26 protein-coding genes are annotated in these 25266 nt (G+C 69.7%); 18 read left to right on the top strand and 8 right to left on the bottom strand.

Annotation, left to right across the window (positions count from 1 at the left end; all coding sequences use genetic code 11):
* Nucleotides 1-28 precede the first annotated feature (28 nt).
* On the bottom strand, nucleotides 29-1558 hold the full coding sequence (locus tag B5Y19_RS01665) for a malonate--CoA ligase (RefSeq protein ID WP_079591025.1): 1530 nt from the start codon (nucleotides 1556-1558) through the stop codon (nucleotides 29-31).
* Between the two features lie 175 nt (nucleotides 1559-1733).
* Between B5Y19_RS01665 and B5Y19_RS01660 the strand changes: the two genes are divergently transcribed.
* The 3 genes from B5Y19_RS01660 (at nucleotide 1734) to B5Y19_RS01650 (ending at nucleotide 4931) form a co-directional block, all read left to right on the top strand.
* The gene (locus B5Y19_RS01660) at nucleotides 1734-2258 is read left to right on the top strand and encodes a protein-tyrosine phosphatase family protein (protein WP_176168536.1); all 525 of its coding nucleotides are present in this window, start codon (nucleotides 1734-1736) and stop codon (nucleotides 2256-2258) included.
* Nucleotides 2259-2289: 31 nt separating this feature from the next.
* On the top strand, nucleotides 2290-3519 hold the full coding sequence (locus B5Y19_RS01655) for an ankyrin repeat domain-containing protein (RefSeq protein WP_139384223.1): 1230 nt from the start codon (nucleotides 2290-2292) through the stop codon (nucleotides 3517-3519).
* Nucleotides 3520-3704: 185 nt separating this feature from the next.
* Nucleotides 3705-4931 carry an MFS transporter gene (locus tag B5Y19_RS01650; RefSeq protein WP_055726725.1) on the top strand — a complete coding sequence of 409 codons (1227 nt, stop codon included), beginning with the start codon at nucleotides 3705-3707 and terminating at the stop codon, nucleotides 4929-4931.
* A 216-nt stretch (nucleotides 4932-5147) separates the two neighbouring features.
* On the opposite strand, the gene B5Y19_RS01645 is transcribed toward B5Y19_RS01650, so the two are convergent.
* Nucleotides 5148-5894 (bottom strand): superoxide dismutase, encoded by a 747-nt coding sequence (locus tag B5Y19_RS01645; protein ID WP_055726726.1) that lies wholly within the window; start codon nucleotides 5892-5894, stop codon nucleotides 5148-5150.
* Nucleotides 5895-6133: 239 nt separating this feature from the next.
* Between B5Y19_RS01645 and B5Y19_RS01640 the strand changes: the two genes are divergently transcribed.
* The 12 genes from B5Y19_RS01640 (at nucleotide 6134) to B5Y19_RS01585 (ending at nucleotide 17417) form a co-directional block, all read left to right on the top strand.
* On the top strand, nucleotides 6134-7636 hold the full coding sequence (locus B5Y19_RS01640) for a methyl-accepting chemotaxis protein (RefSeq protein ID WP_055726727.1): 1503 nt from the start codon (nucleotides 6134-6136) through the stop codon (nucleotides 7634-7636).
* Nucleotides 7637-7689: 53 nt separating this feature from the next.
* Nucleotides 7690-8157, top strand: a complete 468-nt coding sequence (locus B5Y19_RS01635; RefSeq protein WP_055726728.1) for a response regulator — start codon at nucleotides 7690-7692, stop codon at nucleotides 8155-8157.
* Between the two features lie 123 nt (nucleotides 8158-8280).
* Entirely contained in the window at nucleotides 8281-8562 is a 282-nt protein-coding gene (locus B5Y19_RS01630) for an STAS domain-containing protein (protein WP_055726729.1), read from the top strand.
* Nucleotides 8563-8567: 5 nt separating this feature from the next.
* On the top strand, nucleotides 8568-8927 hold the full coding sequence (locus tag B5Y19_RS01625) for a response regulator (RefSeq protein ID WP_055726730.1): 360 nt from the start codon (nucleotides 8568-8570) through the stop codon (nucleotides 8925-8927).
* Nucleotides 8928-8937: 10 nt separating this feature from the next.
* Entirely contained in the window at nucleotides 8938-11232 is a 2295-nt protein-coding gene (locus B5Y19_RS01620) for a chemotaxis protein CheA (RefSeq protein ID WP_079591022.1), read from the top strand.
* Nucleotides 11229-11741, top strand: coding sequence for a chemotaxis protein CheW (locus B5Y19_RS01615; RefSeq protein WP_079591021.1), 513 nt, complete (start codon nucleotides 11229-11231; stop codon nucleotides 11739-11741). The genes B5Y19_RS01620 and B5Y19_RS01615 overlap by 4 nt, the downstream gene beginning before the upstream one ends.
* Nucleotides 11742-11806: 65 nt before the next feature.
* A complete protein-coding gene (locus tag B5Y19_RS01610) occupies nucleotides 11807-13630 on the top strand; it encodes a methyl-accepting chemotaxis protein (protein ID WP_079591020.1) in 1824 nt (607 codons plus the stop codon).
* Nucleotides 13631-13633: 3 nt separating this feature from the next.
* The gene (locus tag B5Y19_RS01605; RefSeq protein ID WP_079591019.1) at nucleotides 13634-14512 is read left to right on the top strand and encodes a CheR family methyltransferase; all 879 of its coding nucleotides are present in this window, start codon (nucleotides 13634-13636) and stop codon (nucleotides 14510-14512) included.
* Nucleotides 14509-15102, top strand: a complete 594-nt coding sequence (locus B5Y19_RS01600; RefSeq protein WP_055727123.1) for a hypothetical protein — start codon at nucleotides 14509-14511, stop codon at nucleotides 15100-15102. The genes B5Y19_RS01605 and B5Y19_RS01600 overlap by 4 nt, the downstream gene beginning before the upstream one ends.
* Nucleotides 15102-16199, top strand: a complete 1098-nt coding sequence (gene cheB / locus B5Y19_RS01595) for a chemotaxis-specific protein-glutamate methyltransferase CheB (protein ID WP_055727122.1) — start codon at nucleotides 15102-15104, stop codon at nucleotides 16197-16199. The genes B5Y19_RS01600 and cheB overlap by 1 nt, the downstream gene beginning before the upstream one ends.
* A gap of 10 nt (nucleotides 16200-16209) precedes the next feature.
* Nucleotides 16210-16596, top strand: a complete 387-nt coding sequence (locus tag B5Y19_RS01590) for a response regulator (protein ID WP_055727121.1) — start codon at nucleotides 16210-16212, stop codon at nucleotides 16594-16596.
* A 260-nt stretch (nucleotides 16597-16856) separates the two neighbouring features.
* Entirely contained in the window at nucleotides 16857-17417 is a 561-nt protein-coding gene (locus B5Y19_RS01585; protein ID WP_055727120.1) for a glutathione peroxidase, read from the top strand.
* Between the two features lie 146 nt (nucleotides 17418-17563).
* Here the strand turns inward: B5Y19_RS01585 and mog are convergent, their stop codons facing one another.
* Nucleotides 17564-18097, bottom strand: a complete 534-nt coding sequence (mog, locus tag B5Y19_RS01580; RefSeq protein ID WP_055727119.1) for a molybdopterin adenylyltransferase — start codon at nucleotides 18095-18097, stop codon at nucleotides 17564-17566.
* A 96-nt stretch (nucleotides 18098-18193) separates the two neighbouring features.
* Between mog and B5Y19_RS01575 the strand changes: the two genes are divergently transcribed.
* On the top strand, nucleotides 18194-19189 hold the full coding sequence (locus B5Y19_RS01575; RefSeq protein WP_055727118.1) for a hypothetical protein: 996 nt from the start codon (nucleotides 18194-18196) through the stop codon (nucleotides 19187-19189).
* Here the strand turns inward: B5Y19_RS01575 and B5Y19_RS01570 are convergent.
* The 3 genes from B5Y19_RS01570 to fliK are packed head-to-tail and all read right to left on the bottom strand — an operon-like array spanning nucleotide 19122 to nucleotide 22167.
* Complete coding sequence (locus B5Y19_RS01570; protein ID WP_055727117.1) at nucleotides 19122-20288, bottom strand: GNAT family N-acetyltransferase; 1167 nt, start codon at nucleotides 20286-20288, stop codon at nucleotides 19122-19124. The two genes, B5Y19_RS01575 and B5Y19_RS01570, sit on opposite strands and share 68 nt — an antisense overlap.
* Nucleotides 20285-20575 (bottom strand): EscU/YscU/HrcU family type III secretion system export apparatus switch protein, encoded by a 291-nt coding sequence (locus tag B5Y19_RS01565; RefSeq protein ID WP_055727116.1) that lies wholly within the window; start codon nucleotides 20573-20575, stop codon nucleotides 20285-20287. Before B5Y19_RS01565 ends, B5Y19_RS01570 begins: the two co-directional genes overlap by 4 nt.
* Entirely contained in the window at nucleotides 20572-22167 is a 1596-nt protein-coding gene (gene fliK / locus B5Y19_RS01560) for a flagellar hook-length control protein FliK (protein ID WP_079591018.1), read from the bottom strand. The genes B5Y19_RS01565 and fliK overlap by 4 nt, the downstream gene beginning before the upstream one ends.
* Before the next feature lie 156 nt (nucleotides 22168-22323).
* On the opposite strand from fliK, the gene B5Y19_RS01555 reads away from it, so the two are divergent.
* A complete protein-coding gene (locus B5Y19_RS01555; RefSeq protein ID WP_055727438.1) occupies nucleotides 22324-23334 on the top strand; it encodes an aldo/keto reductase in 1011 nt (336 codons plus the stop codon).
* Nucleotides 23335-23341: 7 nt separating this feature from the next.
* Here the strand turns inward: B5Y19_RS01555 and B5Y19_RS01550 are convergent, their stop codons facing one another.
* Both B5Y19_RS01550 and B5Y19_RS01545 read right to left on the bottom strand, forming a co-directional pair.
* On the bottom strand, nucleotides 23342-23671 hold the full coding sequence (locus B5Y19_RS01550; protein ID WP_079591017.1) for a hypothetical protein: 330 nt from the start codon (nucleotides 23669-23671) through the stop codon (nucleotides 23342-23344).
* Nucleotides 23672-23764: 93 nt separating this feature from the next.
* Nucleotides 23765-24382 carry a TetR/AcrR family transcriptional regulator gene (locus tag B5Y19_RS01545; protein WP_055727435.1) on the bottom strand — a complete coding sequence of 206 codons (618 nt, stop codon included), beginning with the start codon at nucleotides 24380-24382 and terminating at the stop codon, nucleotides 23765-23767.
* Nucleotides 24383-24495: 113 nt separating this feature from the next.
* Here B5Y19_RS01545 and B5Y19_RS01540 point away from each other — a divergent pair, with 113 nt between their 5' ends.
* Nucleotides 24496-25236, top strand: a complete 741-nt coding sequence (locus tag B5Y19_RS01540) for a 3-oxoacyl-ACP reductase family protein (protein ID WP_055727434.1) — start codon at nucleotides 24496-24498, stop codon at nucleotides 25234-25236.
* Nucleotides 25237-25266: the final 30 nt, after the last annotated feature.

Genomic DNA, 25266 nt, shown 5'->3' with positions numbered 1-25266 from the left:
CGGCCCCCGCATTGGATCCGGCAGCCGTTCAGGCGCCGACCTTGCCCTGCCGGGCGTAGATGTCCTTGTACTGCTCGCGCAGCAGGTTCTTCTGGACCTTGCCCATGGTGTTGCGCGGCAGTTCGGCGACGACGAAGACCTGCTTGGGCTGCTTGAACTTGGCCAGCCGCTGCTCCAACGCCGTGGCAATGCCCTTCGCGGTGATCTCGGCGCCGGGCTTGGCGACGACGACGGCGGTGACGCCTTCACCGAAATCGGGATGCGCCACGCCGAAGACGGCGCTTTCGATCACGCCCGGCATCTCGTCGATCTCGGTCTCGACTTCCTTCGGATAGACGTTGTAGCCGCCGGTGATGATCAGGTCCTTGCCGCGCCCGACGATGTGGACGTAGCCGGCAGGGTCGATCTTGCCGAGGTCGCCGGTGATGAAGAAGCCGTCCGGCCGGAACTCGGCCTTGGTCTTCTCGGGGTTGCGCCAATAGCCCTTGAAGACGTTCGCGCCCTTGACCTCGATCATGCCGATCTCGTCGGCCGCGAGCTCCTTGCCGGTCTCCGGGTCGACGACACGCGCCGAGACGCCCGGCAGCGGGAAGCCGACCGTGCCGGCGACGCGCTCCCCGTCATAGGGGTTCGAGGTGTTCATGTTGGTCTCGGTCATGCCGTAGCGCTCGAGGATGGCGTGGCCGGTACGCTCGCGCCATTCGCGATGCGTCTCCGCCAGGAGCGGCGCCGAGCCGGAGACGAAGAGGCGCATATGGCCGGTCGAGGCCGGCGTCAGCCTGTTGTCCTGCAGGAGGCGGACATAGAAGGTCGGCACGCCCATCATGCTGGTCGCCTGGGCCAGGTATTTGAAGACCTGGTCCGGGTCGAATTTCGGCAGCAGGATCATCGAGGCGCCGGCGAGCAGGATCGTGTTGGTCGCGACGAAGAGACCGTGGGTGTGGAAGATCGGCAGGGCGTGCAGCAGCACGTCGTCCTTGCCGAAGCGCCAGTAGTCGACCAGCGCCAGCGCGTTCGAGGCCAGGTTGTCGTGGCTGAGCATCGCCCCCTTCGACCGGCCGGTCGTGCCCGAGGTGTAGAGGATGGCGGCGAGATCGTCCGGGCCGCGCGCCACATCGGCGAAGCCCGTCGAGGCGGCCTTGGCCTTGTCGAGCAGGCTGCCGGTGCCGACGCCGAGCGTCTCCAGCTGCGCGCCGGCCTGCGCGGCCACGGGCTGCAGCGCCTGCGCCTTTGCGGGGTCGCAGACGAAGACGGCGGGCTCGGCATCGCCGAGGAAATAGGCGATCTCGGCCGGGGTATAGGCGGTGTTGAGCGGCAGGAAGATCGCCCCGGCGCGCACCGTGCCGAGATAGAGCATCAGCGCATCGAAGCTCTTCTCGACCTGTACCGCGACGCGATCGCCCGGCTTCACGCCGAGCGCGGCGAGCGCATTGGCGAAGCGGGCAGAGGCCTCGAGCATGTCGCCATAGCTGTAGCGGCGCCCGTCATCGAGCAGCGCGAAGGGCGCTTCCGGCGCCGGCATGCGCGACCGGATCAGGTCGAAGAGATGGTTGCTCATGGCTCTGGTCCTCGATGCAGCGACGTCGGCTCCGCGATGTCCGCGAGATTGCATACAGGGATCGATCGCTGCATGGAATGCGTTGCCGGCATGAGGGCCGGTGCGGGAAGCCGGCGCCCGACGCGATTGCGGAATGCCCAAAGGCCGAGCCGAGGCGGCCGCGACGGAGGCCGAGATGACGAACGCCGATGCACCCTTCATGCGGCCCGTGCGTCTGCCCGCCGGGATCGCCGGCAGGCTTTGGCTCGGACCGATGCCGGGGCGATGGCGTCCGCTGGCCGAGGATCTGGCTGAGCTGGTCGAGCAGCGGGTCGAGCGCATCATCTGCCTCACGCCCCGCGACGAGATCGCGCTGAAATCGCCGGACTATGCCGCGGGGCAGGCCGGGCTCGGCATATCCGTGACCAGCTTTCCGATCGGCGATTTCGGCGTCCCGACCAACGAGGCCGGGCTCATGGCGCTCGCAGCCGAGGCGGCACGCGACCTGCGCGCCGGCAGAGCGCTGTACATGCATTGCGCGGCCGGCATCGGCCGATCCGGCACCGTCGGCATCTGCATCCTGCTCGCGCTCGGCCTTCACCGCGAGGAGGCGACAGCGGTGATCGCCGCCGCCGGGTCCGGCCCCGAGACCGACGACCAGAAGCAACTGGTCGCGCGCCTTGCCGCGGCTGTTTCCAGCCCGCCCGCCGGCCGGGCATGATCCGGCCATGACGGATCGACAGGACCAGCCGATGAATGCTTCATCTTCCGTCGCGCCCTTGATCGTAGCCGCGAAGGCGGGGGATCTCGCCGCGGTGGACCGCCTGCTCGGGGAGGGCGCCGATCTGGAGGCGCGTGACGCGGCCGGCCGCACCGCCCTAATGGCGGCGACCCAGAACGACGATCTCGCGATGGCGCGCCGCCTGATCGAGGCCGGCAGCGACGTCAATGCGCGCGATGCGACGCTGCTCACGCCCTATCTCTGCGCCGGCGCCAACGGCTTCGACGCGATCCTGAAGCTGACCATCGCGGCCGGTGCCGATCCCAACAGCGTCAACCGCTTCGGCGGCACGCCGTTGCTGCCATCGAGCGAGAAAGGCTTCCTGCGCACGGTCCGCACCTGCCTCGCCGCCGGCATTCCGGTGAACCATGCCAACGATCTCGGCTGGTCCGCCCTGCAGGAGGCGGTGATCTTCGGCGATGGCGGGCGCCTCTATGCCGATGTGGTCGAGGCGCTGGTCGAGGCAGGCGCCGATCCGCATCTGGTCGACCGGGACGGCCTGTCCGCGCTCCAGCATGCCGAGGCGCGGGGCCAGCCGCGCGTGCTGGCGATCTTCCGGGGCGAAACCGGACCGTCCGGTCCCGGCGCCGCCGCGATCGGGCAGGCGAAAGCGCTGGAGAAGCGAGAGCGCTATGCGGAGGCGCTGGCCGTTATCGAGGCCGCGCTCGCCGATGATGGGCACAATCCGGACCTGCTCTATTACGAGGGCTACTATCTCCATGAGCTCGGGCGCGGCGAGGCGGCGATCCGTTCCTTCGAAGCGGGGCTTGCCCTGCGCCCGGACGAGGGCGAGTTCCGCATGTCGATCGCCTATGCCTATCGCAAGATGCGGCAGCCGGAGGCGGCGCTCGCGGCCTTCGACGCGGCGATCGCGCGCGCGCCGGAGAAGCCGTTCCACCGCTATCACAAGTCGAATTACCTGCGCGAGCTCGGGCGGCACGAGGCGGCGGTCGCGGTGATGGACGGGCTGCTCGCACAGCAGCCGGGGCGGTACGATTTCGCGTTCCACAAGGGCAACAGCCTGCGTTCGCTCGGCCGCCATCGGGAGGCCATCGCGGCGATCGAGCTCGCCATTGCGGCCGATCCGGGCAATCCGCTGTACCGGCGCCACAAGGCGCAGTCGCTGCGCCTGCTCGGGCAGGAGGCGGAGGCCCGGCGCGAGCTCGCGCTGATCGGGGATACCGCACCGTCACGTCATTAAGCGGATGCGACGACGCGCGCCTCTCCCCGCCGGGAAATCTGCGAAAGCGCTGCGATTCCGGCGCAGTGCGGCCATGTTCATGGCGCCGGCTCATGAAATTGTGCCGGCGAGGGGGATCGTCTAGAGCGTTCCGCGGCGCTTCGGAGGGAATCGGTCCGGCCGAACCGCCCCCGGAACCTGCCGTCATGACCGTCAGCGCGCCGACCGCCTCCCTGCCGCAACGAGCCATGATGCCGGTGCTGATCGCGCTCAGCCTGACGCATCTGCTCAACGACATGATCCAGTCGCTGATCCCGGCGATCTACCCGATCATCAAGGAAAGCTACCGGCTCGACTTCGGCCAGATCGGCCTGATCACGCTGACCTTCCAGGTCTCGGCCTCGCTGCTGCAGCCGGCCGTCGGGCTCTACACGGACAAGCATCCGATGCCTTATTCGATGGTGGTCGGCATGGGCTTCACCCTCGCCGGCCTCATCGGGCTGTCCTATGCCGGCAGCTACGGGCTGCTGCTCGTCTCGGCGGCTTGCGTCGGCATCGGCTCCTCGATCTTCCACCCCGAGGCGACGCGGATGGCGCGCAACGCCTCCGGCGGGCAGCACGGGCTGGCGCAGGGCATCTTCCAGGTCGGCGGGCAGACCGGCGGGGCGCTCGGGCCGCTGCTGGCGGCCTTCATCATCGTGCCGCGCGGGCAGGGCAGTCTCGCCTGGTTCTCGGTCGCGGCACTCGTCGCGATGATGCTGATGGTCTGGACCGCGGCGAGCTATGCCCGGCTGGACAGGGCGCGTCCGCCCAAGCCGGCTGCGGCAGCCGGCGCGGCACCCGCCCGGCCCGGCCGGCGCTCGGTCGCCTTCGCGATCACGATCCTGATCGTCCTGCTGTTCTCGAAGAACGCCTACACGGCGAGCTTCACCTCGTTCTACACCTTCTACCTGATCGGCAAGTTCGGCATCTCCGTGCAGAATTCGCAGGTGATGCTGTTCCTGTTCCTCGCCTCCTCGGCGGCGGGGGCGCTGGGCGGCGGCATGCTGGGAGACCGCATCGGCCGCAACAAGATCATCTGGTTCTCGATCCTCGGCGCGCTGCCCTTCACGCTGATCCTGCCCTATGCCGATTTGTTCTGGACCGGCGTGCTGACGATCCTGATCAACCTGATCATGTCGAGCGCCTTTGCCGCGATCCTGATCTACGCGCTCGAATTGCTGCCCGGCCGGGTCGGCCTCGTCGGCGGCTTCTTCTACGGGCTGTCCTTCGGTCTCGGCGGGCTGGCGGCGGCGATGCTCGGCGCGTTCGCCGACATCCTTGGCATCGAGGCGGTCTACAAGATCTGTTCGTTCATCCCGCTGGTCGGGCTCCTCGCCTGGTTCCTGCCGCGGCTGAGCGAAGGAACGCGCGGCGCCAAGGTTGGGCATTAGGCCCATTCCACCGTCATGCTCGGATAGCGCGGGGAACCCTCTCCCGTAGGGAGAGGGCAGGGTGAGGGGTAGGTCCCTCACCGAATTTGCTGTGGGGTGGTCGTAGCGGCGGTGAGGCGGCGCTTCGCTGGTCGAACGGCCTACACCTCACCCCTACCCCTCTCCTTATAGGAGAGGGGATCCCGCGCCCCTGCGGTCTTGGTCGGGTGTCGATGGTCAGATCGCGAGCTTGCCGGCCTTGGCGGCGGCGTAGCGCTCGTTGACCTTCGCCCAGTTCACCACGTTCCACCAGCTCTTGAGGTAGTCGGCGCGGCGGTTCTGGTACTTCAGGTAATAGGCGTGCTCCCAGACGTCGTTGCCGAGCAGCACCATCCGCTTCTCCATGATCGGGCTGTCCTGGTTCGGCTTGGCCAGCAGGGCGAGCTTGCCGTCCTTGTCGACCGTGACGAAAACCCAGCCGGAGCCGAAGACGCGCAGGCCCGCCGCTTCGAAATCGGCCTTGAACTTGTCGAAGCCGCCGAGGTCGCGGGTGATCGCGGCGGCGACGTCGCCGGTGGGAGCGCCGCCGGCAGCGGGCCCCATCACCTCCCAGAACATCGTGTGGTTGGCGTGGCCACCGCCATTGTTGCGCACGACCATGCGCAGATTCTCCGGCAGCTGGTTGAGGTCGGCCAGCAATTCGCCGACCGAGGCCTTGGCGATGACGCCATTGTCCTTGGCGGCGTTGTTGAGGGCGGCGACGTAAGCCGCGTGGTGGCGGTTGTAGTGGATGTCCATCGTCGCAGCGTCGATATGCGGCTCGAGAGCGTTGGGCTCATAGGCCCGCTTCGGCAGCGAGAAGGGGCCGGCGGGCGCGGCCGGGGCCGTTGCCTGGGCCCAGGCGCGAGGAGAGGCTGCGGCTGCGAGGGCCGCGGTGCCCAGCCTCAGGGCGCCGCGACGAGAAAGGGCTGCGAATGCGGTCATGACGTTCTCCTGCAGGGAGTGATGGCCGGCAGCCGGTCCGGCCGCCGCCGGTTGTTGTCGTTCGTCTACGTCGAAAGGTTCACGGTGGTTCCCGCGCTTTTCCGCCCGAGCGGGAGGATCGACGGCAGGCCGCGCTGCCCGGAATGCTGCTTAACGCCCCAAAACGCCTCTTAACGACCGGTTTACCGCGTTTTACTAGGTTCCGGAAGGTCATCCGCCGGTTCAGGGGAACGCCTCGCATGCACGCACTGGCTCTCAAGGCCGACCCGGCGTTTCCGGACGAGTCTTTTGGCAATGCGGCTCAGCCTGCCGAGGCGCCCCTCCGCGCCGTCGCCAATGCGGAGACCGGGGCCGAGCGCGCCGTGCGCGAGATCGCCGAGCGCTTCGGCAAGCTCAGCGCCGAGATCACCGATGTCGCGGGCCGGATCGGCGACGTGACCCAGCAGTTCGAGACGCAGACTGCCGGCCTGAGGCGGGTCGTCGGCGTGGTCGAGCAGGTCGCGGGCGCGAACCATGCGATCAGGCAGGCGGCGGAGGGTGCGCAGGCAGCGGCCTCCGTCGTCCGCAGCGGCCTCGAGCGCGTCACCGGCTCGGTCAAGCTCGGCCTCAGCGCCGCGCAGACGGATATCGAGACGCTGTCGGAGGAGGCGCAGTCGATGTCGCAGGCGCTGGCTCAGGCCGTCGCCGACGCGCACAAGGCGCGCGCCTCGAGCGACGCGATCCATGCGATCACGCGCGAGATCCAGCTCCTGTCGATCAATGCCGGCGTCGAGGCGGCGCGCAGCGGCGAGGCCGGCCGAGGTTTCGCCGTCATCGCCGCCGCGGTGAAGACGCTCGCCGAGCAGACGCGCGAGGCGACGGCCGCGAGCGCCACCCAGCTCGACCTCCTGGTCAAGGCGGTCGACGCGCTCTCGCGCCGCAGCCAGGAGAATGCGCAGACCGCGCAGCGCGCCCGCGAGGGCAGCCAGACGATCTCGCAGCAGGTCAGCGAATTCGACTCCTTCGGCCGTTCGGTCGTCGAGCTGATCGGCGAGATCGAGGCCGTGTCGCGGCCGACGCGGGAGAATGCCGAGGCCTGCGCCAAGGCAGGGCAGGACCTCGCCGGTCTCGTCGCCGGTGTCGATGCCTCGACCCATATCCTCGAGCAGGCGGTCGAGCGCACCGACGCGCTGGTCGCGATCAGCGAGGGGATCCTCGGCTCGATCGCCGCCTCGGGCGTCCGCACCGCGCAGTCGGAGCTGATCGCGACGGCGATGGAGACGGCGGCGACGATCGCGGAGATGTTCGAGACGGCGCTGGCCCGCGGCGAAGTCACGCTCGCCGATCTGTTCGACGAGGCTTATCGGCCGATCGCCGGCTCCGACCCGGTGCAGCACATGACGCGCTTCGTGCCGCTGACCGACCGGCTGCTGCCACCGCTCCAGGAAAAGCTGCTCGCCGCGAACGGGCGGATCGTGTTCTGCGCCGCGGTCGACCGCAACGGCTTCCTGCCGACGCATAACCGCAAATATGCGCAGCCGCAGGGCCATGATCCGGTCTGGAACAACGCCAATTGCCGCAACCGCCGCATCTTCGACGACCGGACGGGGCTGGCCGCCGCGCGCAACCGCAAGCCTTTCCTGCTGCAGAGCTACCGGCGCGACATGGGGGGCGGGCAGTTCCTGGTGATGGAGGACCTGTCGGCGCCGATCATGGTGAAGGGCCGGCACTGGGGCGGCTTCCGGATCGGGCTGAAAGTGTAGCGGGGAGCCATCCCGCCTGTCGAGTTGAGTGAGAGAGTACCCGAGCGAGCGCCATGCATATCGCGCCATCCTTCCCCAACCTGTCGGTGCTGCTCATCGATTCGAGCCCGCATTACCGGCGTCTCATCCGCACCATGCTGTATCAGGCGCAGCTCAACCGCATCTTCGAGGCGGCTGACCTCTCCTCGGCGGCGACCACCTTCATCCAGAAGCAGCCGAACATCGTCATCCTGGACTGGGACCTGGCCGATGGCGGCAGCGTCAAATGCCTTGCCGCGATCCGCTCCTTCAAGACCTCGCCCTTCGCCAAGGCGCCGGTGCTGGTGATGATGGAGCGGCCGGACCGACGCTCGGTCGTGCAGGCGGCGAAGCTCGGCGCGCACGAGATCATTACCAAGCCGATCTCGCCCAACAATCTCTGGTTGCATCTCTCGGGCATCATCAACATGCCCAGGAAATACCGGGAGGCGAACGGCAAGATCTCGCTGGTGCCGCGCGCCATCAGCAACAGCATGTTCTGAGCCCGACAGGCGCCTCGCAAATGTCGCGAAATTGACATGAATCTTGACGCCGCCCGCGCCATTTAGCGAAGTTTTTACCAGTTCGTTGTGATGCTCCACCGGCGCAATCCTGGGTCGCCCTGCATGGTCATCACCGTTTCGCTTCCTCCCTTCCTCGGCCGTTCCGAGGCCGCGACGTTCCGCAACCAGCTGCTCGTCGCGCTGGAGCAGAAGGAAAGCGTCGCCGTCGAATGTGCCGAGGCCGGGCCGCTGCCGAGCCTGTGGATCCAGCTCCTTCATTCCGCAGCCGCCAGCGCCAGCGCGCGGGGGCTTTCGGTCACGCTCAAGGCGGCCTCGTCCGAGTGCCGCGAATCGCTGCGGGCGATCGGCTTCGATCCGGCCCATAGCGCTCTCGTTCTGGAGTGACGGGCATGAAAATCCTGGCCATCGACGACACCAAGACTCTGCTCAGCCTGCTCAGCCTGACGCTGCGGAATGCCGGGCATGAGGTGGCGGAGGCCGAGAACGGCGAGGACGGGCTGACCAAGTTCGAGCAGTTCAAGCCCGATCTCGTCATCACCGACCTCAACATGCCGATCATGGACGGGATCGAGTTCACCCGCGCCTGCCGCGCGCGTCCGGCCGGGCAGAACACGCCGATCATCGTGCTGACCACCGAGAACGGCGCCGAGATCAAGGCCGAGGGCCGCCGCGCCGGCGCCAGCGCCTGGATGGTCAAGCCGTTCGAGCCCAACACGCTGCTCGGCCTCGTCGCGCGCTACCAGAACTGAAGGCTGGCCGATGGATCCGTTGGCAGAACTCAAGCAGACCTTCTTCCAGGAATGCGACGAGCTCCTCGGAGCGCTGGAGCAGAAGCTCCAGGCCCTCGACGAGGGCTCGAACGATTCCGAGGACGTCAATGCCGCCTTCCGCGCCATCCACTCGATCAAGGGTGGGGCGGGGGCTTTCGGCTGCACCGAGCTCGTCGGTTTCGCCCATGTCTTCGAGGCTTCGCTCGACCATCTGAGGTCTGGCCGCGTCGCGATCGAGGATGCGCCCTTCACGCTGTTCCTGCGCTGCTCCGACGCCGTGGCCGATCTGGTGGCGGCGGCGCGCAACGACGAGCCGGCGACCGAGCGGCCCGACCTGCTGGCTGCCCTCGAGCAGGTCGGCAAGGAGCCGCAGGCGCCTGTCGCCGCGCCTGCTCCCGCGCCCGTCGTCGCGGCGCCCGAGCCGGTCGCGCCCGCAGCCGACAACGATGCGCCTCCCGGCATCGCCGCGCTCGGCAATCTGCTCGCCATGGTCGAGGCCAAGACCGCCGCTCCGCCCGCCGATGACGGCTGGGACGACGAACCCGTCGCCGCGCCAGCCGCCGAGAAGTCCGGCCGCGACCTGCGCCTGCGCATCACGCCGGACGCCGATCTGTTCCGGCGCGTGATCGAGCCGCGCGTCGTGCTCGGTTCGCTGCCGGCCGAGGACGTCCTGGCGATCCGCTGCGACCTGAGCCAGGTGCCGCCGCTGGAGACGCTCGACGTCAGCGATTGCTGGATGCGCTTCGATGTCGATCTGCGCACGGAGCTTTCCATCGAGGAATTGCACGGGCGCTTCGATTTCAGCCTGGCGAACGAGGAGTTCGAGATCGAGCTGCTCGATGCCGCCGCGGCCGAGGATGCGCCGGCGGCGGAGCCTGCCGCCGAGGCGCCGGAGGTGCCGAGCTCGGTGGCTGCCGATCTTTCCGCCATCCTGGCAAAGCTCGGCCCGGCAGCCGAGCCCGTTGCCGCGCCGGCGCCGCCGCCGGTCGCTGCGCCGATCGCGCCGGCGCCCGTCGCCGAGGCGCCTGCTGCCGTCCGCGCCGCGCCGCGCGCGCCCGCCAACGACCAGTCGGCGCGCCAGCGTCAGGCGGTCAGCGTCCGCGTCGACCTCGACCGCATCGACAAGCTGATGAACCTCGTCGGCGAGATCGTCATCACCCAGTCGATGCTGGTCGAATGCGTGCGTTCGCTGCCCTACGACGTCTATGCCAAGACCGCCGAAGGCATCCTGACCCTGTCGCGCCAGACGCGCGAGCTGCAGGACCATGTCATGGCGGTGCGCGCCCAGCCGGTGAAGGCGGTGTTCCAGCGCATGCCGCGCCTGGTGCGCGAGCTCGCGCAGACGCTCGGCAAGGAAGTGCGCCTCGTGCTCGAGGGCGAGAACACCGAGGTCGACAAGACGATCATCGAGGAGCTCGCCGATCCGCTGACCCACATGATCCGCAATTCGATGGATCACGGGCTGGAGACGCCGGACGAGCGCGCCGAGGCTGGCAAGCCGCGCGAGGGCACGATCCGGCTGATCGCCGAGCACCGCGCCGGCCGCATCGTCATCTCCGTCACCGATGACGGGCGCGGCATCAACCGCGACCGGCTGCTCGCCAAGGCCCGCTCGCGCGGCCTCGTCGGCGCCGACGAGCGGCTCGCGCCCGAGGAGATCGACCAGCTCATCTTCGCGGCTGGCCTGTCCACGGCGGAAGCGGTCAGCGACATCTCAGGGCGCGGCGTCGGCATGGATGTGGTGCGTCGCAACGTCGAGTCGCTCGGCGGGCGCATCAGCGTCGATTCCGAGCCGGGGCGGGGCTGCAAGTTCACGCTGGCGCTGCCGCTGACGCTGGCCGTGCTCGAAGGGATGGTGATCCGCTGCGGCGACGATCGCTACGTCATCCCGATCGCCTCGGTGATCGAGACGCAGCATCTGGCCTCGACGCCGATCGAGCGGCTGCCCTTCGGCCAGGAGGTGCTGCGCTGGCGCGGCGAGGTGACCCCGCTCTATCGCCTCGGCGACGTGATGGGTTCGTCCGGCACGACCAACGAGAACATCGTGATCATCGCCGAGACCGAGCGCGGCAACAATGTCGGCATCGCGGTCGACGAGATCGTCGGCCAGCAGCAGGTGGTCGTGAAGAGCCTCGAGGCGAATTACGGCACCGTCAACGGTGCCTCGGCGGCGACGATCCTCGGCGACGGCCTCGTCGCCCTGATCCTGGATATCGATTCCATGCTGCGGCTCGCCGCTTCCGGCGACCGGAGCCCTCAATCTGACCTCAAGATGGCTGGATGACCATGACCCTCCAACTCGGCGAAAAGCACTTCTCGTCGGCGCAGCCGGAAGCGGCGGCGCGTCGGATCGTGACCTTCAAGGTCGGCGACCGCACCTTCGGCATCGATGTCGGCATGGTCCGCGAGATCAAGGGCTGGCAGGCGACCACGCCGCTGCCGCATGCGGCCCCGCATGTCCGCGGCGTGCTCAACCTGCGCGGCGTCATCCTGGCGGTCTACGACCTGCGCACCGCGATCGGGATCGGCGTCACCGACGCTACCGCGACGCATGTGATCGTCGTCGTCGACGTTGAGGACAAGACCGCCGGCCTGCTGGTCGACTCGGTTTCGGACATCGTCGACGTGCCGGTCTCGGCCGTGCGCCCGGCGCCGGACCTGGAGCGCGACGAGCATGGCCTGATCGAAGGCCTCGTCCTGCTCGACAGCGACATCGTGGCGCTGCTCGACCTGGCGGCGGTGATCCGGGACGGCGGTGGCGAGGCTCAGGTCAAGGCCAGCCGCGCCGCCTGAACAGCTTTGAAGACATAGCCCGAGCGTAGCGTCCAAGCGGGCCAGAACAAGAAACGACAGGACAGATGGGCAGCGCGCTCGGCCCCTTTTCACGACTCTCGGTCAGCCAGCCGCTGACCGCGGCCGGCTCGGCGGCATTGGCCGGCGGGCTCGCCTACTACACGGCCACGGCCGGAAGCCCGGCCATGGGCGCTCTCGCCGTCTCGGCGGTGGCGCTGCTCGGCGGGCTCGCCGCCTGGGGCGCGAACCGGTCCGTCGCCCATCTCTCCCATGCCGCGTCGCGCCTGGCGGAGGGCGCCGATCTGGTTCTGCCGGAGGCCGGCGGAAGCCATGAAGCCGCCGCGCTGTCGCGCGCGCTGGCCGCCCTGCAGGATCAGGCGGGGGAGGCGGTGCGGCTGCGCTCCGCGCTCGATCACGGCCGCGCCAATGTGATGATCTGCGATCCGCAGGGCCGAGTCATCTATGCCAGCAAGGGGCTGCTGCGCTTCTTCGCCGAGGCGCAGGAGGATTTCCGTACCGCCTTTCCGGGCTGCTCGGCCAAGGACATGCTCGGGCGCGTGATGGAGCGCGTGCGCGCCGAGCCGCGCCTCGAGACCGGGCCGTCCGTGCGTCTGACGCTGGGGCGCCGGATCGTCTGCCTGACGCTGACGGCGATCGAGGCCGCGGATGGCCGCAGCCTCGGCACCGCGGTCGACTGGCACGAGCTGACCGACGAGCTCGCCGTCGCCAAGGAGGCCTCGCAGCTGATCGAGGCCGCGATCGAAGGCGATTTCTCGGGACGCATCGCCCCCCGGGGCAAGTCGGAGACCGTCGCCCGGATCGCCGAGGGCGTGAACCGGATCAGCAGCCAGCTTGACGAGGCCTTCGCCGAGATCGACGCGGTGGTGGAGGCCCTGGCGGAGGGCGATCTGACCTGCCGCATGGAAGGGCGTCATCCCGGCCGGCTGGGGCGGCTGCAGCAGGAGCTCAACCAGGCGCTCGCGCTGCTGGCGGAGCGGATCGAGCTGATCCGCGCCACCGCCGGCTCGGTCTGCCATGCCGCCATCGACGTGAACACGGTCGCGAACGATCTCGCGGCGCGCACGGGGAAGGTCGCGAGCGAGCTCGGCGAGGCATCGGGCACCGCCGAGGCGATCGCCGCCTCGGTCGGGCGCAGCCATGAGCGCTCGCGCGAGGCAAGCGAGCTCGCCGGCTCGACGATGGGCGTGGCGCAGGAAGGCCAGAACGTGGTCTTGAAGGCGGTCGGTGCGATCGAGCGGATCGAGAGCTCGTCGCTGCGCATTTCCGAGATCGTCGGCGTGATCGACGAGATCGCCTTCCAGACCAACCTGCTGGCGCTGAATGCGGCGGTCGAGGCGGCGCGTGCCGGCGATGCCGGCAAGGGCTTTGCCGTGGTCGCCTCGGAGGTGCGCTCGCTGGCGCAACGCTCGGCCCAGGCCGCCAAGGACATCAAGGGCCTGATCGCGACCTCGAACGGGCAGGTCGCCGAAGGCGTCGGCCTCGTGCGCGAGACCGGCGAGACGCTCGGCCGCATCGTCGCGGCCGTGAGCAGGGTTTCCGCGACCGTCGCGGAGATTTCAGCCGTGAGCGCCGAGCAGGCCAACGGCATGGGTGGGATGAGCCGCAGCGTGGCGCAGGTGGACAAGGGTATCCGGCAGAATGCCGAGCTGGCCGGGCGCGGCGTCGCGGCGGCGGGCGAGCTCGCCGGCCAGGTCGCGGCCCTGAGCGAGATCGTCGAAACCTTCCGGCCCGCGGCTGCGCCGCTGCGGGCGGAGCCGCCGCGTGCGAGCCGGGCGATGCCCGCCCCGGCTCCGGCTCCGGCCCAGCCGCGCGCCTCCTTCCAGGCGCAGGCCCGCCGCGTCGCGGCCGGCGCGCGGATGGGGGGCTGAGGCATGTCGCGGCCGACAACGCTGCCCAGCATGGCGTCCTTCCAGCCCGCCATGGCCGATATCACCCTGACGCGCGACGACATGAAGTTCATCGCGGCGCTGGTCTACGAGCAGGCCGGCATCGTCATCCGCGAGCACAAGGAGGCGATGACGCGCGGCCGCCTGGCGCGGCGCGTCAAGGCGCTCGGCATGAGCTCGGTCGCCGAATACTGCGCCTTCCTGAAGACGCCGCAGGCGGCGGGCGAGCTGCCCGAGCTGATCAATGCGGTGACGACCAACCACACCGCCTTCTTCCGCGAGCGCCACCATTTCGACCATCTCCGCCGGGAGGTGATGCCGCGCCTGCTGCAGGAGCGCAGCCAGCGGCGGGGCCGCATCCGCATCTGGTCCTCGGCCTGCTCCTCGGGCGAGGAGGCCTATTCGATTGCGGCCTCCTGCCGCGAGGCGATCGGCGCGCGCGGCGACCTCGACTTCCGGATCCTGGCGACCGATATCGACACCGACATCCTGGCGCGGGCCGAGGCCGGCATCTATCCGGCCGAGCTGTTCGAGCGGCTGCCGCCGGACGTGAAGCCGCTGCTCAAGCTGGAACCCGGGGCTGGGCGCGGCGAAGCACGCATCGCCGAGGAGCTGCGCCGGATGATCGCCTTCAAGCGGTTGAATCTCATCGAGAGGTGGCCGATGAGCGGGCCCTTCGACGTGATCTTCTGCCGCAACGTCTTCATCTATTTCGACACGCAGACCAAGGCCTCGATCCTCGACCGCTTCGTGGCGCTGCTGTCGCCCGGCGGCTTCCTCTATCTCGGCCATTCGGAATCGCTGCCGCAACCGCATCCGCATCTGCGCCTGATCGGCCGGACCATCTACGAGAGGACTGCATGAGCGTTTCCCGGTCCTCCCGGCGCTATTTCGACCCGCGCTTCGAGGCGACGATCATCACCGTCGCTCCCGGCGAGCACGAGATCACCGCGGCCAAGGACGAGATCGTCGCTACCGTGCTGGGCTCCTGCGTCTCGGTCTGCCTGCGCGACCCGCAGATCGGGGTTGGCGGGCTGAACCATTTCCTGCTGCCGAAGAACAATGGCAGCACCGACCCCAGCGCCGGCGAGCGCTATGGCGACACCGCCATGGAGGTGCTGATCAACGACCTGCTGAAGCGCGGGGCCAGGCGCCAGAATTTCGAGGCCAAGGTGTTCGGCGGGGCGCGCGTGCTCTCCGGCGCCACCATGCTGGCGATCGGCGACAACAACATCGCCTTCGTCAACGAGTTCCTGAAGGTCGAGGGCATTCCGGTGGTCTCGCGCGATGTCGGCGGCACGCGCTCGCGGCGCATCCATTACCAGCCTTCGACGGGCCGGGCCTGGGTGCAGCATGTCCAGCCCACCGCGCGCGACAGCGGCCACGAGCAGGAAATCGCCTATCTCAACCGGCTCAAGAGCCAGCCCGTCGCTGGTGAAGTGGAGGTCTGGTAATGAGCATGCCGACGGCCTCCGCAGCCCCGGTCAAGGTTCTCGTCGTCGACGATTCCATCCTGATGCAGAAGCTGATGACGCAGATCATCGACTCTGCGCCGGGCTTCAAGGTGATCGGTGTCGCCGGCAGCGCCGAGGAGGGCTGGGACGCCATCCAGGAGCTCCGGCCCGACGTCGTGACGCTCGATCTCGAGCTGCCCGGGCGGCACGGGCTCAAGCTGCTCGCGCGCGTCCTGAAGCAGGATCCGCTGCCGGTGCTGATCGTCTCGGCCTTCGGTGGGCCGGGCGCCGACAATACGATCCAGGCGCTGGAGCTCGGTGCCATCGACTTCATCGAGAAGCCGGACGGCACCACCCATACGCTCGAAGGCTTCATGAAGCATCTCGTCGCGGCGCTGCAGCGCGCCGCGGCCAGCCGCAAGATGATCGCCGCCGCCCGCCAGATGGCGCAGGTGGCCGCGCCCGCACGCCCGGCGCCGCCGAAGGAGCCGGCGCGCGGCGGCAAGACCTCGCTGATCGCGATCGGCGCCTCGACCGGCGGCGTGCCGGCCGTGCAGACGGTGATGCGCGACCTCGCCCATCTGCGCCTGCCCATCGCCGTCGTTCAGCACATGCCGCCGGGCTACACCGCGAAGTTCGCCGCCAGGCTGGCCGCGGCGACCGGGCTCGACGTCCACGAGGCGGTCGATGGCGACCGGCTGCGGCCCGGCACGGCCGTGGTCGCGCCGGGGGGGCTGCGCCATCTCGAGATCGAGGAGCGGCGCGGAGAGCTCGTCTGCGCCCTGAAGGAGGGCCCGCTCGTCTGCGGCCACGCGCCTTCCGTCGACGTGATGTTCCATTCGGTGGCGAAGAGCCTCGGCGCCCATGCGGTCGGAATCCTGCTCACCGGCATGGGCCGCGACGGCGCTGACGGTTTGTTAGCCATGCGCAAAGCAGGCGCCGAAACATTAATCCAAAGCGGTGAGACCTGCGTGGTAAACGGGATGCCGAAAGCAGCCTTCGAGATAGGAGCCGCCGACAGGGTCGTACCGCTCAGCCAGATCGGCGCGGCGGTCGGACAGCTGATCGGCGAACGCCCGAATCTGCGGAGCGCGTAAGGAGAGTACGATGTCAAAGGCCAGAAGCGAGTTCCGCATCCTGGTGGTCGACGACCAGAAGAGCATGCGCGGCCTGGCGACCTATTTCCTGAAGCAGATCGAGTTCCAGGACATCGACGAGGCGGAGAACGCCCGCGAAGCCCTGATGAAGATGCAGACCAAGCGCTACGATCTGCTGCTGCTCGACTGGAACATGGACGGCATGAGCGGCATCGACCTGCTGCGCGCCATCCGTTCGGTGCCGGAGCTCAACCAGATCAAGATCATCATGGCGACCTCCGAGCGCTCGGTCGACAAGATGGACGAGGCGACCAGCAACGGCGCCGACCACTATGTGGTGAAGCCCTACGAGCTGCGCGACCTCGAGGTGCGCGTGAAGAAGGTCCTCGCCTGCTGAGGTTCTACCAGGGATTTCAGCCCCCATCCTGAGGAGACATTCCGAAGGGAATGTCGTCTCGAAGGATGGTTCAGGAGGCTCTGGAGACCGCTGGACCATCCTTCGAGACGCCGCTGGCGCGGCTCCTCAGGATGAGGGCTGCTCAAGCCAGATCCCGAAATTCCAGTCTCGCCATCGTGAAGCAAGGCCCCGCAGCCGCCGGCTGCGGGGCCTTTCGCTTTGCGGCATGATCCCGGCACGGAATCCCAGGGAGGAGAGCCATGAACCTGTCGCGGCGGGACGTCATCGCAGGGGCGGCCGGTCTGGTCGCGGCTTCGCCGCAAGCCCTGGCGCAAGCGCCTGCGGGAGCGCATGCCTTCGGCTTCGACCGGCCGGGCGGCGGGCAGCTCTCGCTGGCGGATTATCGCGGCCGGCCGATCCTCGTCGTCAACACGGCGACGCGTTGCGGCTATGCCGGGCAGATGGCGACGCTGGAGCAGCTCTGGCAGCGCTACCAGTCGCGCGGGATGATGCTCGTCGCCGTGCCCAGCAATGATTTCGGCGGGCAGGAGCCGCTGGAGGGCGCGGCGATCGCCGAGGCGGCGCGGCAGAGCCACGGCGCGACCTATGCCTTCGTCGAGAAGACGGTGGTGAAAGGCCCGCAGGCGCACCCCTTCTATCGCTGGGCTGCGGCGGAGCGCCCGGCCGATACGCCGCGCTGGAACTTCCACAAATACCTGATCGGCCGCGACGGCGCGCTGATCGGCGGCTTCCCGGCGGCGACCGACCCGCTCTCGCCGCAGCTCGTCCAGGCGATCGGGCGGGAGCTGCAGGTGGGGTAGACCCGCCGATCTGCGGCTTCGGATGAGGGCGTGAGGGCGTCATTCTCGGGCGAAGCGAAGCGCAGACCCGAGAATCTCAGGCTGAAAGAGGCTCCCGCGATCACGCGTCATGAGATGCTCGGGTGAAGCCCGAGCATGACGTGCCCTTACTTCTTCGGCCGAAACGCTGCGATCACGGCCGGATCGGTCTCGAGATAAGGCCCCTCGATCAGGTCGATGCAGTAGGGGATCGCCGGCATCACGGCGTCGAGGCATTCGGCGATGGCGCGGGGGCGGCCCGGCAAGTTGACGATCAGGGTCTTGCCGCGGATGCCGGCCGTCTGGCGCGAGAGGATGGCGGTCGGCACCTTGGCGAGGCTGACCTGGCGCATCAGCTCGCCGAAGCCGGGCATCGGCTTCTCGACCACGTCCTCGGTCGCCTCCGGGGTGACGTCGCGCGGGGCGGGGCCGGTGCCGCCGGTGGTGACGACGAGGCAGCAGCCCTCGCGGTCGGCGAGTTCGATCAGGGTTTCGGCGATGCGCGCGCGGTCGTCGGGGATCACGCGCTCAACCGCTTCCCAGGGCGAGGTCAGGACCTTCGCCAGATAGGCGCGGATGGCCGGGCCGCCCTCGTCGGCATAGATGCCGGCCGAAGCGCGATCCGAGACCGTGACGATTCCAATCCGGGCGGCTGCGGGCATCGATATCTCCTGCGGAACGCCTCCGGCTCTATCGGCGCGCGGGAAGGCCGGTCAAGCCCGCTCGCCAGCACGGAGGCGATCTGCTAGCGCAGCGCCATGCGCTCCGTCGCCTCTTCCAGTCCCCGAGCCGCTAGCGGCTTTGCCGTCACCTTCGCGGCGACGGTGGCACTGGCGGTCGGCGTGCTCGCCGCAGCGGCCCTTTGGCGCGATCCCTATTGGGTGTTCCGCGACAACCCGCCCTGGACGCGCGACGGGGCCGGGGTAAGCCGCCTGCTCGACGTCGACATGCGCCTGGTCAAGCCGCTGCAGATCGCGCGGCTGAAGCCGCAGACGCTGCTGCTCGGCTCCTCGGTGGCCTATCGCGGCATCGATCCGCGCGACCTGCCGCCGGAAGCCGGGCGGGCCTACAATGCCGGGCTCGCATCCCTGATGGCGGCTGAACTCCCGGCGCTCGCCGCGCTGGCCGTCGATATCGGCAGCGTCCGGCGGGTCGTGATCGAGCTCGACTACTACATGTTCACGGCCTGGCCGCCGCCACCGCCGCTGGACCCGAAGCTCGCGACCGTATCCGGGCGCGCCGAGGCGCTGGTCTCGACCGTCCTGAACCCGAAGGCGCTCGACAATCTGCGCGGCCGGCAGTTCCGGCGCACGGAACCCGGTATCTGGCATGGCGACGGCTACAAGGCGACGCCGGATTTCGATGCCGCCCTGACGCGCAAGGTCACGCAGGCGCAGAACGTCGCCGCGATGGCGTACCGGCCGGGCGATCTCGGCCATCTGGAACGCGCCCTCGACCTGCTGCGGGGGCGCGATGTCGCCATCGTGCTGTCGCCGATGAGCGGGGCGCAGCGGAAGCTGCTCGCCGATGGCGGGCGCGGGCTGGAGCTGGCGGCGTGGCGCCGGGATGTCGCGGCGATTGCTGCGCAGCGCGGGGTGGTGCTCCATGACCTCGTTTCGGAGCATCCCTTCGACGATTTCGATCCGGAGCGCGGCTCGTCGCGCTACTGGATCGACACGCTGCACTTCAAGCCCGTGGTCGGCCGCTGGGTGCTCGGGCGGATCGGCTTCGGACGAACTCCCGCAGGCGCCTGAGCCACATCCGGCTGAGCGCCGCCGCCTGGGCGAGGCCCGGCCGGCCCGGCCCGACGCGGATGATCGCGCTCGCCATCTCGCGGCGCTCGCCCCAGACATAGGTACCGGCATCGACACCCTCGCCGGCGCCGCTGTCGAAGAGGGCGGGCGGCGTGCCGGCGAGATCGGCCTGCAGCATCGCCATGGTCAGGGTGCGGCCGGGGGAGTGGCGTCCCTGAGCCTCGTCATAGGCGATCTTGAGGAAATGGCGGCGGTCGCCGCTCTCGACCAGGAGCCCCATGGCGAGCACCTGTCCGTCGAGCAGCAGGGTGTCGATCTGCAGGGCGTCGTCGGCGGCGAAGAGCTCGGCCATCCGGCGGATATAGGCGGCATCGGCCGGCAGGCAGGCGATCGCCGTCCCGGCCTCGCCCTTCCAACCCGAGGCTTCCAAGGCGAGGAAGGCGTCGAGCGCCTCGACCGCCGCCCGGCCGCGGCTGCGCCGGAAGGTGAGGGCGCCGTGCCGGGCGACCGCGCGGAATTGCTGCATCCGCTTCTTGTAGCCGGAGCCGAGCGCGCGCCGCAGATAGCGCTCCATGTCGTCGCCGGGCTGCGGGACCATGACCGGGCGGACCCAGCGCTCATAGGTCGAGATCTGGCTTCCCGTCTGGCGGCAGGCCTCCGCGAGGGCGGCGTGGCAAGGCCCGTCGAGGGGCATGAGCGGCAGCCGCAGCGTATGCGGCAGGTCGCGCGAGGCGAGCAGATAGCGCATCAGCGCGCGGGCCGCCTCCGCCGCGTGGTCACGGTCGAGCACCGGCAGCGAGGAGACCTCGTAGAGCGGCACGAGCGGCGAGACGAGGGTGCCGGCGAAGCCGCTGCGCCAGCCGCTCTCGCGGCGCAGCGCCCAGACGCCTACGAGCCGCTCGAAATCGAGCGCCTCGCTGAACCAGGCGCAGAGCACGACGATGTCCTCTTCCGGCACGAGCAGCGCCGCCGCCGTGACGGCGGCCGGAGCCATGTGCGGGTTGGGTTCGAGGGCGTGGCGGGCAAGCTCGATGAAAGCCGGTCCCAGCTCCGCATAGGGGGCCGGGCCGATGCGCCTGACGACGATTCCGGTGCTCAAGGTCGATCGACGTCCCGCTTCAGACGGTGCAACTCGCCGCGCAGCGACAGGACGAAGGCGATCACCTGGGCGGTTGCCCGGTAGAGCTCCTCCGGAATCTCGTCGTCGAGTTCGACGGCCGAGAGGGCCTGGGCGAGGATGGCATTCTGTTCGATGGCGACATCGTGCTCGCGCGCGGTGTCGACGATGCGCTCGGCCAGCTCGCCGCGCCCCTTGGCGGTGACGCGCGGCGCGCCGTGCCCATCATATTCGAGTGCGACGGCGATGCGGGGTGGCTGCCCGCTCATGATAGGCGATCCAGGAACTGGCCGGCGGTCGGCTGCATCACCCGCGGGTGGCCGAGATGGACGTCGACAGCGCCGCTGGCGAAATCGGCCCGGAGCAGGGCGGTTTCGAGGCCGGGCGCGGCGCCGCGCAGGAGCTGGCTGGTCCGCTCGCGCTCGGCCCAGAGCGTGACGCCGACATCGCGGCCCTGCAGGGTGACGACGCCCTGCAGCGGCCCCATCGGCTCGACGTCGAGGGCGAAGCGGATGCGCCAGAGCGGCAGGCTCACGCCCTGCGCGTCGCGGCGCGGAGCGTCGCGCTCGACCTGCAGCGGCAGGATCGCGGTGCCGTGCTGGAAGGCGAGCGGGATCTCGGCGAGCCAGCGCTGCGCCGGCTGGGTGCCGTCCTGGCGGCCGGACTCGGGCGGCAGCGAGGCATATTGGGCGAGCTTGATGCGGTCGAGCGCCGCCTCGGTCTGGTCGAGCAGCGTCTCGGCGATGACGAGAGGCTTCTCGCCCGGCGCCAATGTCGGCTCGGTGGCAGCCTGCGGCAGGAGCGGGCCGTCGCGGCGGGGCGGCGGGACGTGGGCGGCCTGCTCCGTCCCGATATCGGCGGCGCCCTCGGGCATCCGTCCGGCCGGCATCGCCGCGCTTTTCCGGTGGCCGGCCTTTGGATCCGGCGACAGCGCGTCGACGATCGGCAGCAAGGCTTCGCGCAGCGCCTGCAACCCGGCCTTGAGGTCGCCCTGCCGTGGCGCCGGGGCGCCGCTCGCCTGGCGGGCCTCCAGGAACAGCCCCGAACCCTGGAATGCCTGCTTCAGGCTCTGCGCGGTGACCGGCCGCTCGGCCGGCACGGATTGGGCGAGGACCTGGTCGATCGCGGCCAACAGCGGCTTCGGCAGGGTCAGTGCGATGGTGCCCTGCGCCAGCCCGCGCAGATTGGCGAGGAGCGGGGCGAGGCTGTCCTGACGCTGCAGCACGGGGCCGAGCAGCGGGCCGGCGAGGGCGCGTGCGGCTGCCGGCGCAAGCGGCGCCGGGCCAGTGAGCGCGGCGGGAGGCGATCCGGCCTGGGCCAGTGCGGCGGCCGGCGCCGTCGCCGGCGGGCCGGAGGCGATCGTTCCCGCCGAGGGCAGGGCAGGCCGGGCGGCAGGCGATGCAGCGAGTGCCGGCGACGCGGTCGTTGCTGGAGGGGGCGACGATGCCGGTGCGGTCGGCGGCGCTTTTGAGACCGGATTTCCGGGGGGCGCGGCCGCGACGGGCATGGCGGCCGGCGTGGTGGCCGGCGCCTGTGGAGGCGTCGGGGCAGGGGCGGGGCTGCCCGCCGGCGGACGCGTCTCGACCAGTGTCGCGCGCAGCTCGCCGCCGGGCTGCTCGGGCGGGTCGAGCCTGAGCAGCAGCGTCGCGCCGGGCTGCAGCGCCGCGGCCTGCCTGGCCTGCGGGCCGGCGAGGACGAGAGCGACCTTGGCGTCTCCGATCGCGGCGGTGGCCGTGCCGTCCGCTTCCAGCGAGAGCAGCCTGGCTTCCACCGTCCGGCCAGCCGTCAGCTCGCCCGCCGCGTCGAGGGCTTGCAGCAGGGTGGCGAAATTCTGGCTCTGGACGAGCTGGGCGAGGTTCATCGGGCTGCCATGTGAAGACAACCCATCCTGTCAGGAAAGATTAAGCATTTCCTTGCCGCCGGCCGCGTCGTGCAGGGTGCGGCTGCGTCCTCGGCTCTGGCCTCGCGCCGCGCCTTGCGGCAGGCTCCGCCCTCTGCCATCCGAAGGATGATCGCCATGGATTACCGTCGCCTCGGCCGCTCCGGCCTCAAGGTCTCGCCGCTGTGCCTGGGCACGATGATGTTCGGCGGCCCGACCGACGAGGCGACCTCGCGCCGGATCATCGACAATGCGCGCGAAGCCGGCATCAACTTCATCGACACGGCCGACGTCTACAACGAAGGCCGCTCCGAGGAGGTCACCGGCCGGGCCATCGCCGCCAACCGCTATGACTGGGTGCTGGCGACCAAGGTCGCCAATGCGATGGGGCCGGGACCGATGAGCGGCGGGCTCTCGCGCCGCTGGATGATGCGCGCCTGCGAGGACAGCCTGCGCCGGCTCGGCACCGAGACGATCGACATCTACTACCTGCACAAGGAAGACCATGCGACGCCGCTGGAGGAGACGGTGCATGCGCTCGCGGATCTCCTCCGGCAGGGCAAGATCCGGCATTTCGGCATCTCGAACTACCGGGCCTGGCGGCTCGCCGAGATCTGCCGGCTCTGCGACGAGCTCGGCATCGACCGGCCCGTGGTCAGCCAGCCCTACTACAACGCGATGAACCGCATGCCGGAGGTCGAGCATCTGCCGGCCTGCGGCTATTTCGGGCTCGGCGTTGCCTCCTACTCGCCACTGGCACGCGGCGTGCTGACGGCGAAATACGCGCCGGGCGAGGCGCCGGCCGAGGGCACGCGAGCCGGCCGCGGCGACCGGCGGATGATGCAGGCCGAATGGCGCGAGGAGAGCCTGATCATCGCCCAGACAATCAAGGACCATGCCGCGCGGAAGGGGCTGACGCCGATCCAGTTCGCCGTGCGCTGGGTGCTGAACAACGGCTTCGTCACCGCCGCGATCGCCGGCCCGCGTACCTTCGAGCAGTGGCAGGCCTATCTCGCCGCCCTCGATGCCGGCTTCGACGCCGAGGACGAGGCGCTCATCGACCGGCTGGTGCCGGCGGGCCACCCCTCGACGCCGGGCTATTCCGACCCCGCCTATCCGCTCGAAGGGCGCGTCAGCCGGGCAGGCTAGCGCCGGCTCAGTTCAGGATGCAGAAACCGCCGACCACCACTTCGCTGCGGCACCACGGCTTCGGCGCGCCGTCACTGGCGCTGAGACGCAAGACGACCGGCTCCTCGCGCTGCGTCGCGTCAGCGGGCGGGAAGGGGACGCGCTCCGGCATGTTGGCTTCTGCCGCCTTGGCGCGGCTGACGCCGGCGGCGCCGGGAAGGATGACGAGGCTGCGGCTCGTCTTGCTCGCAGGCGCCGCGCTGCTGCGCCCGCCGAAGCGGAGTTTTGCGGCTTCCGCCTGCACCGGCATCAGGGCGGCGGCAGCGAGCAGGCAGGCGAGGGCGGCAATGCGGCGCATGGGGCGGTCTCCCGATCGCCGGCAGAATGCCGTGATCTGCCGCAACGGCAAGCGAAGCCTTGGATCAGCCTCAGCGAGGCGTTAACGCGCCGGTCAGGCCGCGGCGCGCGGCTGCGTCAGCCCTTCCCACGCCGCCATGGCGCCCTGCGCGATCGTTTCGAGCATCGTGCGCGGGGCGCCGTCGCGGGCCTGGATCGACATGCCCTGCTGCACGGTGACGTAGTAGCTCGCGACCGCGTGCCGCTCGAGCGAGGCGGGCAGTTCCCCCTCGTCGACGGCCCGCTGCAGCCGTTCCTCGATCATGGTGACGCTGCCGGCGCGCATCTCGCGCAGGATGCGGCCGGTCTCCTCGCCGACGCCGACCGCGTTGACCGCCGAGAGCACGACCATGCAGCCCGGCGGTCGGCCGGGCCGGGTGAAGGTCCTGGCGCTGGCGACGAGATAGCCTTCGATCGCCTCGCGCGCCGTCGGCGCGTTCCGCAAGGGCGCGAGGATATCGTCGCTCTCGGTCTCGGCGAAATGCTCGACCGCCTCGCGATAGAGCGCTTCCTTGCTGCCGAAGGCAGCGTAGAGGCTCGGCGAATTGATGCCCATGGCTTCGGTGAGGTCAGTCATCGAAGCGGCCTGGTAGCCGCGCTCCCAGAACACCTCCATGGCGCGTTCCAGCGCCGCCTGCCGGTCGAAGCTGCGCGGGCGTCCTCGCTCCGCCATGGCTCTCTCACCTTTCGAAAAATTCTGTGACGATCACTATATATTTCCCTTGACGGCTCCAGGCAAGCGCGTCACCTATTTGTGTATCGATCATCACATAAATGGAGAATCCCATGTCCCGCCTTGCTGGAAAACGTGCTCTCGTCACCGGCGGCAGCCGCGGAATCGGCGCCGCCATCGCCCGGCGGCTCGCCGCGGAAGGAGCCGATGTCGCGCTTACCTATGAGCGCTCCGCCGAGAAGGCGGCCGAGATCGTGAAGGCGATCGAGGCGCTCGGGCGCAAGGGCGTCGCCATCGCCGCCGACAGCGCCGATCCCGCAGCCGTGAAGCGCTCGGTCGACGCGGCGGCGCAGGCGCTCGGCGGTCTCGACATCCTCGTCAACAATGCGGGCATCTATCGCGGCGGGCCGGTCGAGGACTGGAGCCTCGCCGATATCGACGCGACGATCGCGGTCAATATCCGCGCGGTGGTGCTGGCCTCGCAGGCGGCGGCCGCGCATCTCGGCCGGGGCGGGCGGATCATCTCGATCGGTTCCTGCCTTGCTGACCGGGTGGTGGAGCCGAACATCACGCTCTATGCGATGAGCAAGGCGGCGCTGGTCGGCTTCACCAAGGGGCTGGCGCGCGATCTCGGCCCGCGCGGCATCACCGTCAACATCGTCCATCCGGGCTCGACCGACACCGACATGAATCCGGCGAGCGGCCCGGGCGCCGAGGCGCAGCTCGCGCGCATGGCGATCCCCGCCTATGGCAAGCCGGAGGACATCGCCGGGGCCGTCGCCTACCTCGCCAGCGAGGAAGGCCGCTTCATCACCGGCGCGGGCTTCGCGGTCGATGGCGGCGTGAATACCTGAGGGGGCGCCGTTCGAGCCTACGCACCGTCA

The organism is Allobosea thiooxidans (assembly GCF_900168195.1).
In the GTDB taxonomy this organism is placed as follows: Bacteria; Pseudomonadota; Alphaproteobacteria; order Rhizobiales; family Beijerinckiaceae; genus Allobosea; species Allobosea thiooxidans.
This window is presented reverse-complemented; position numbering and strand designations above follow the sequence as displayed.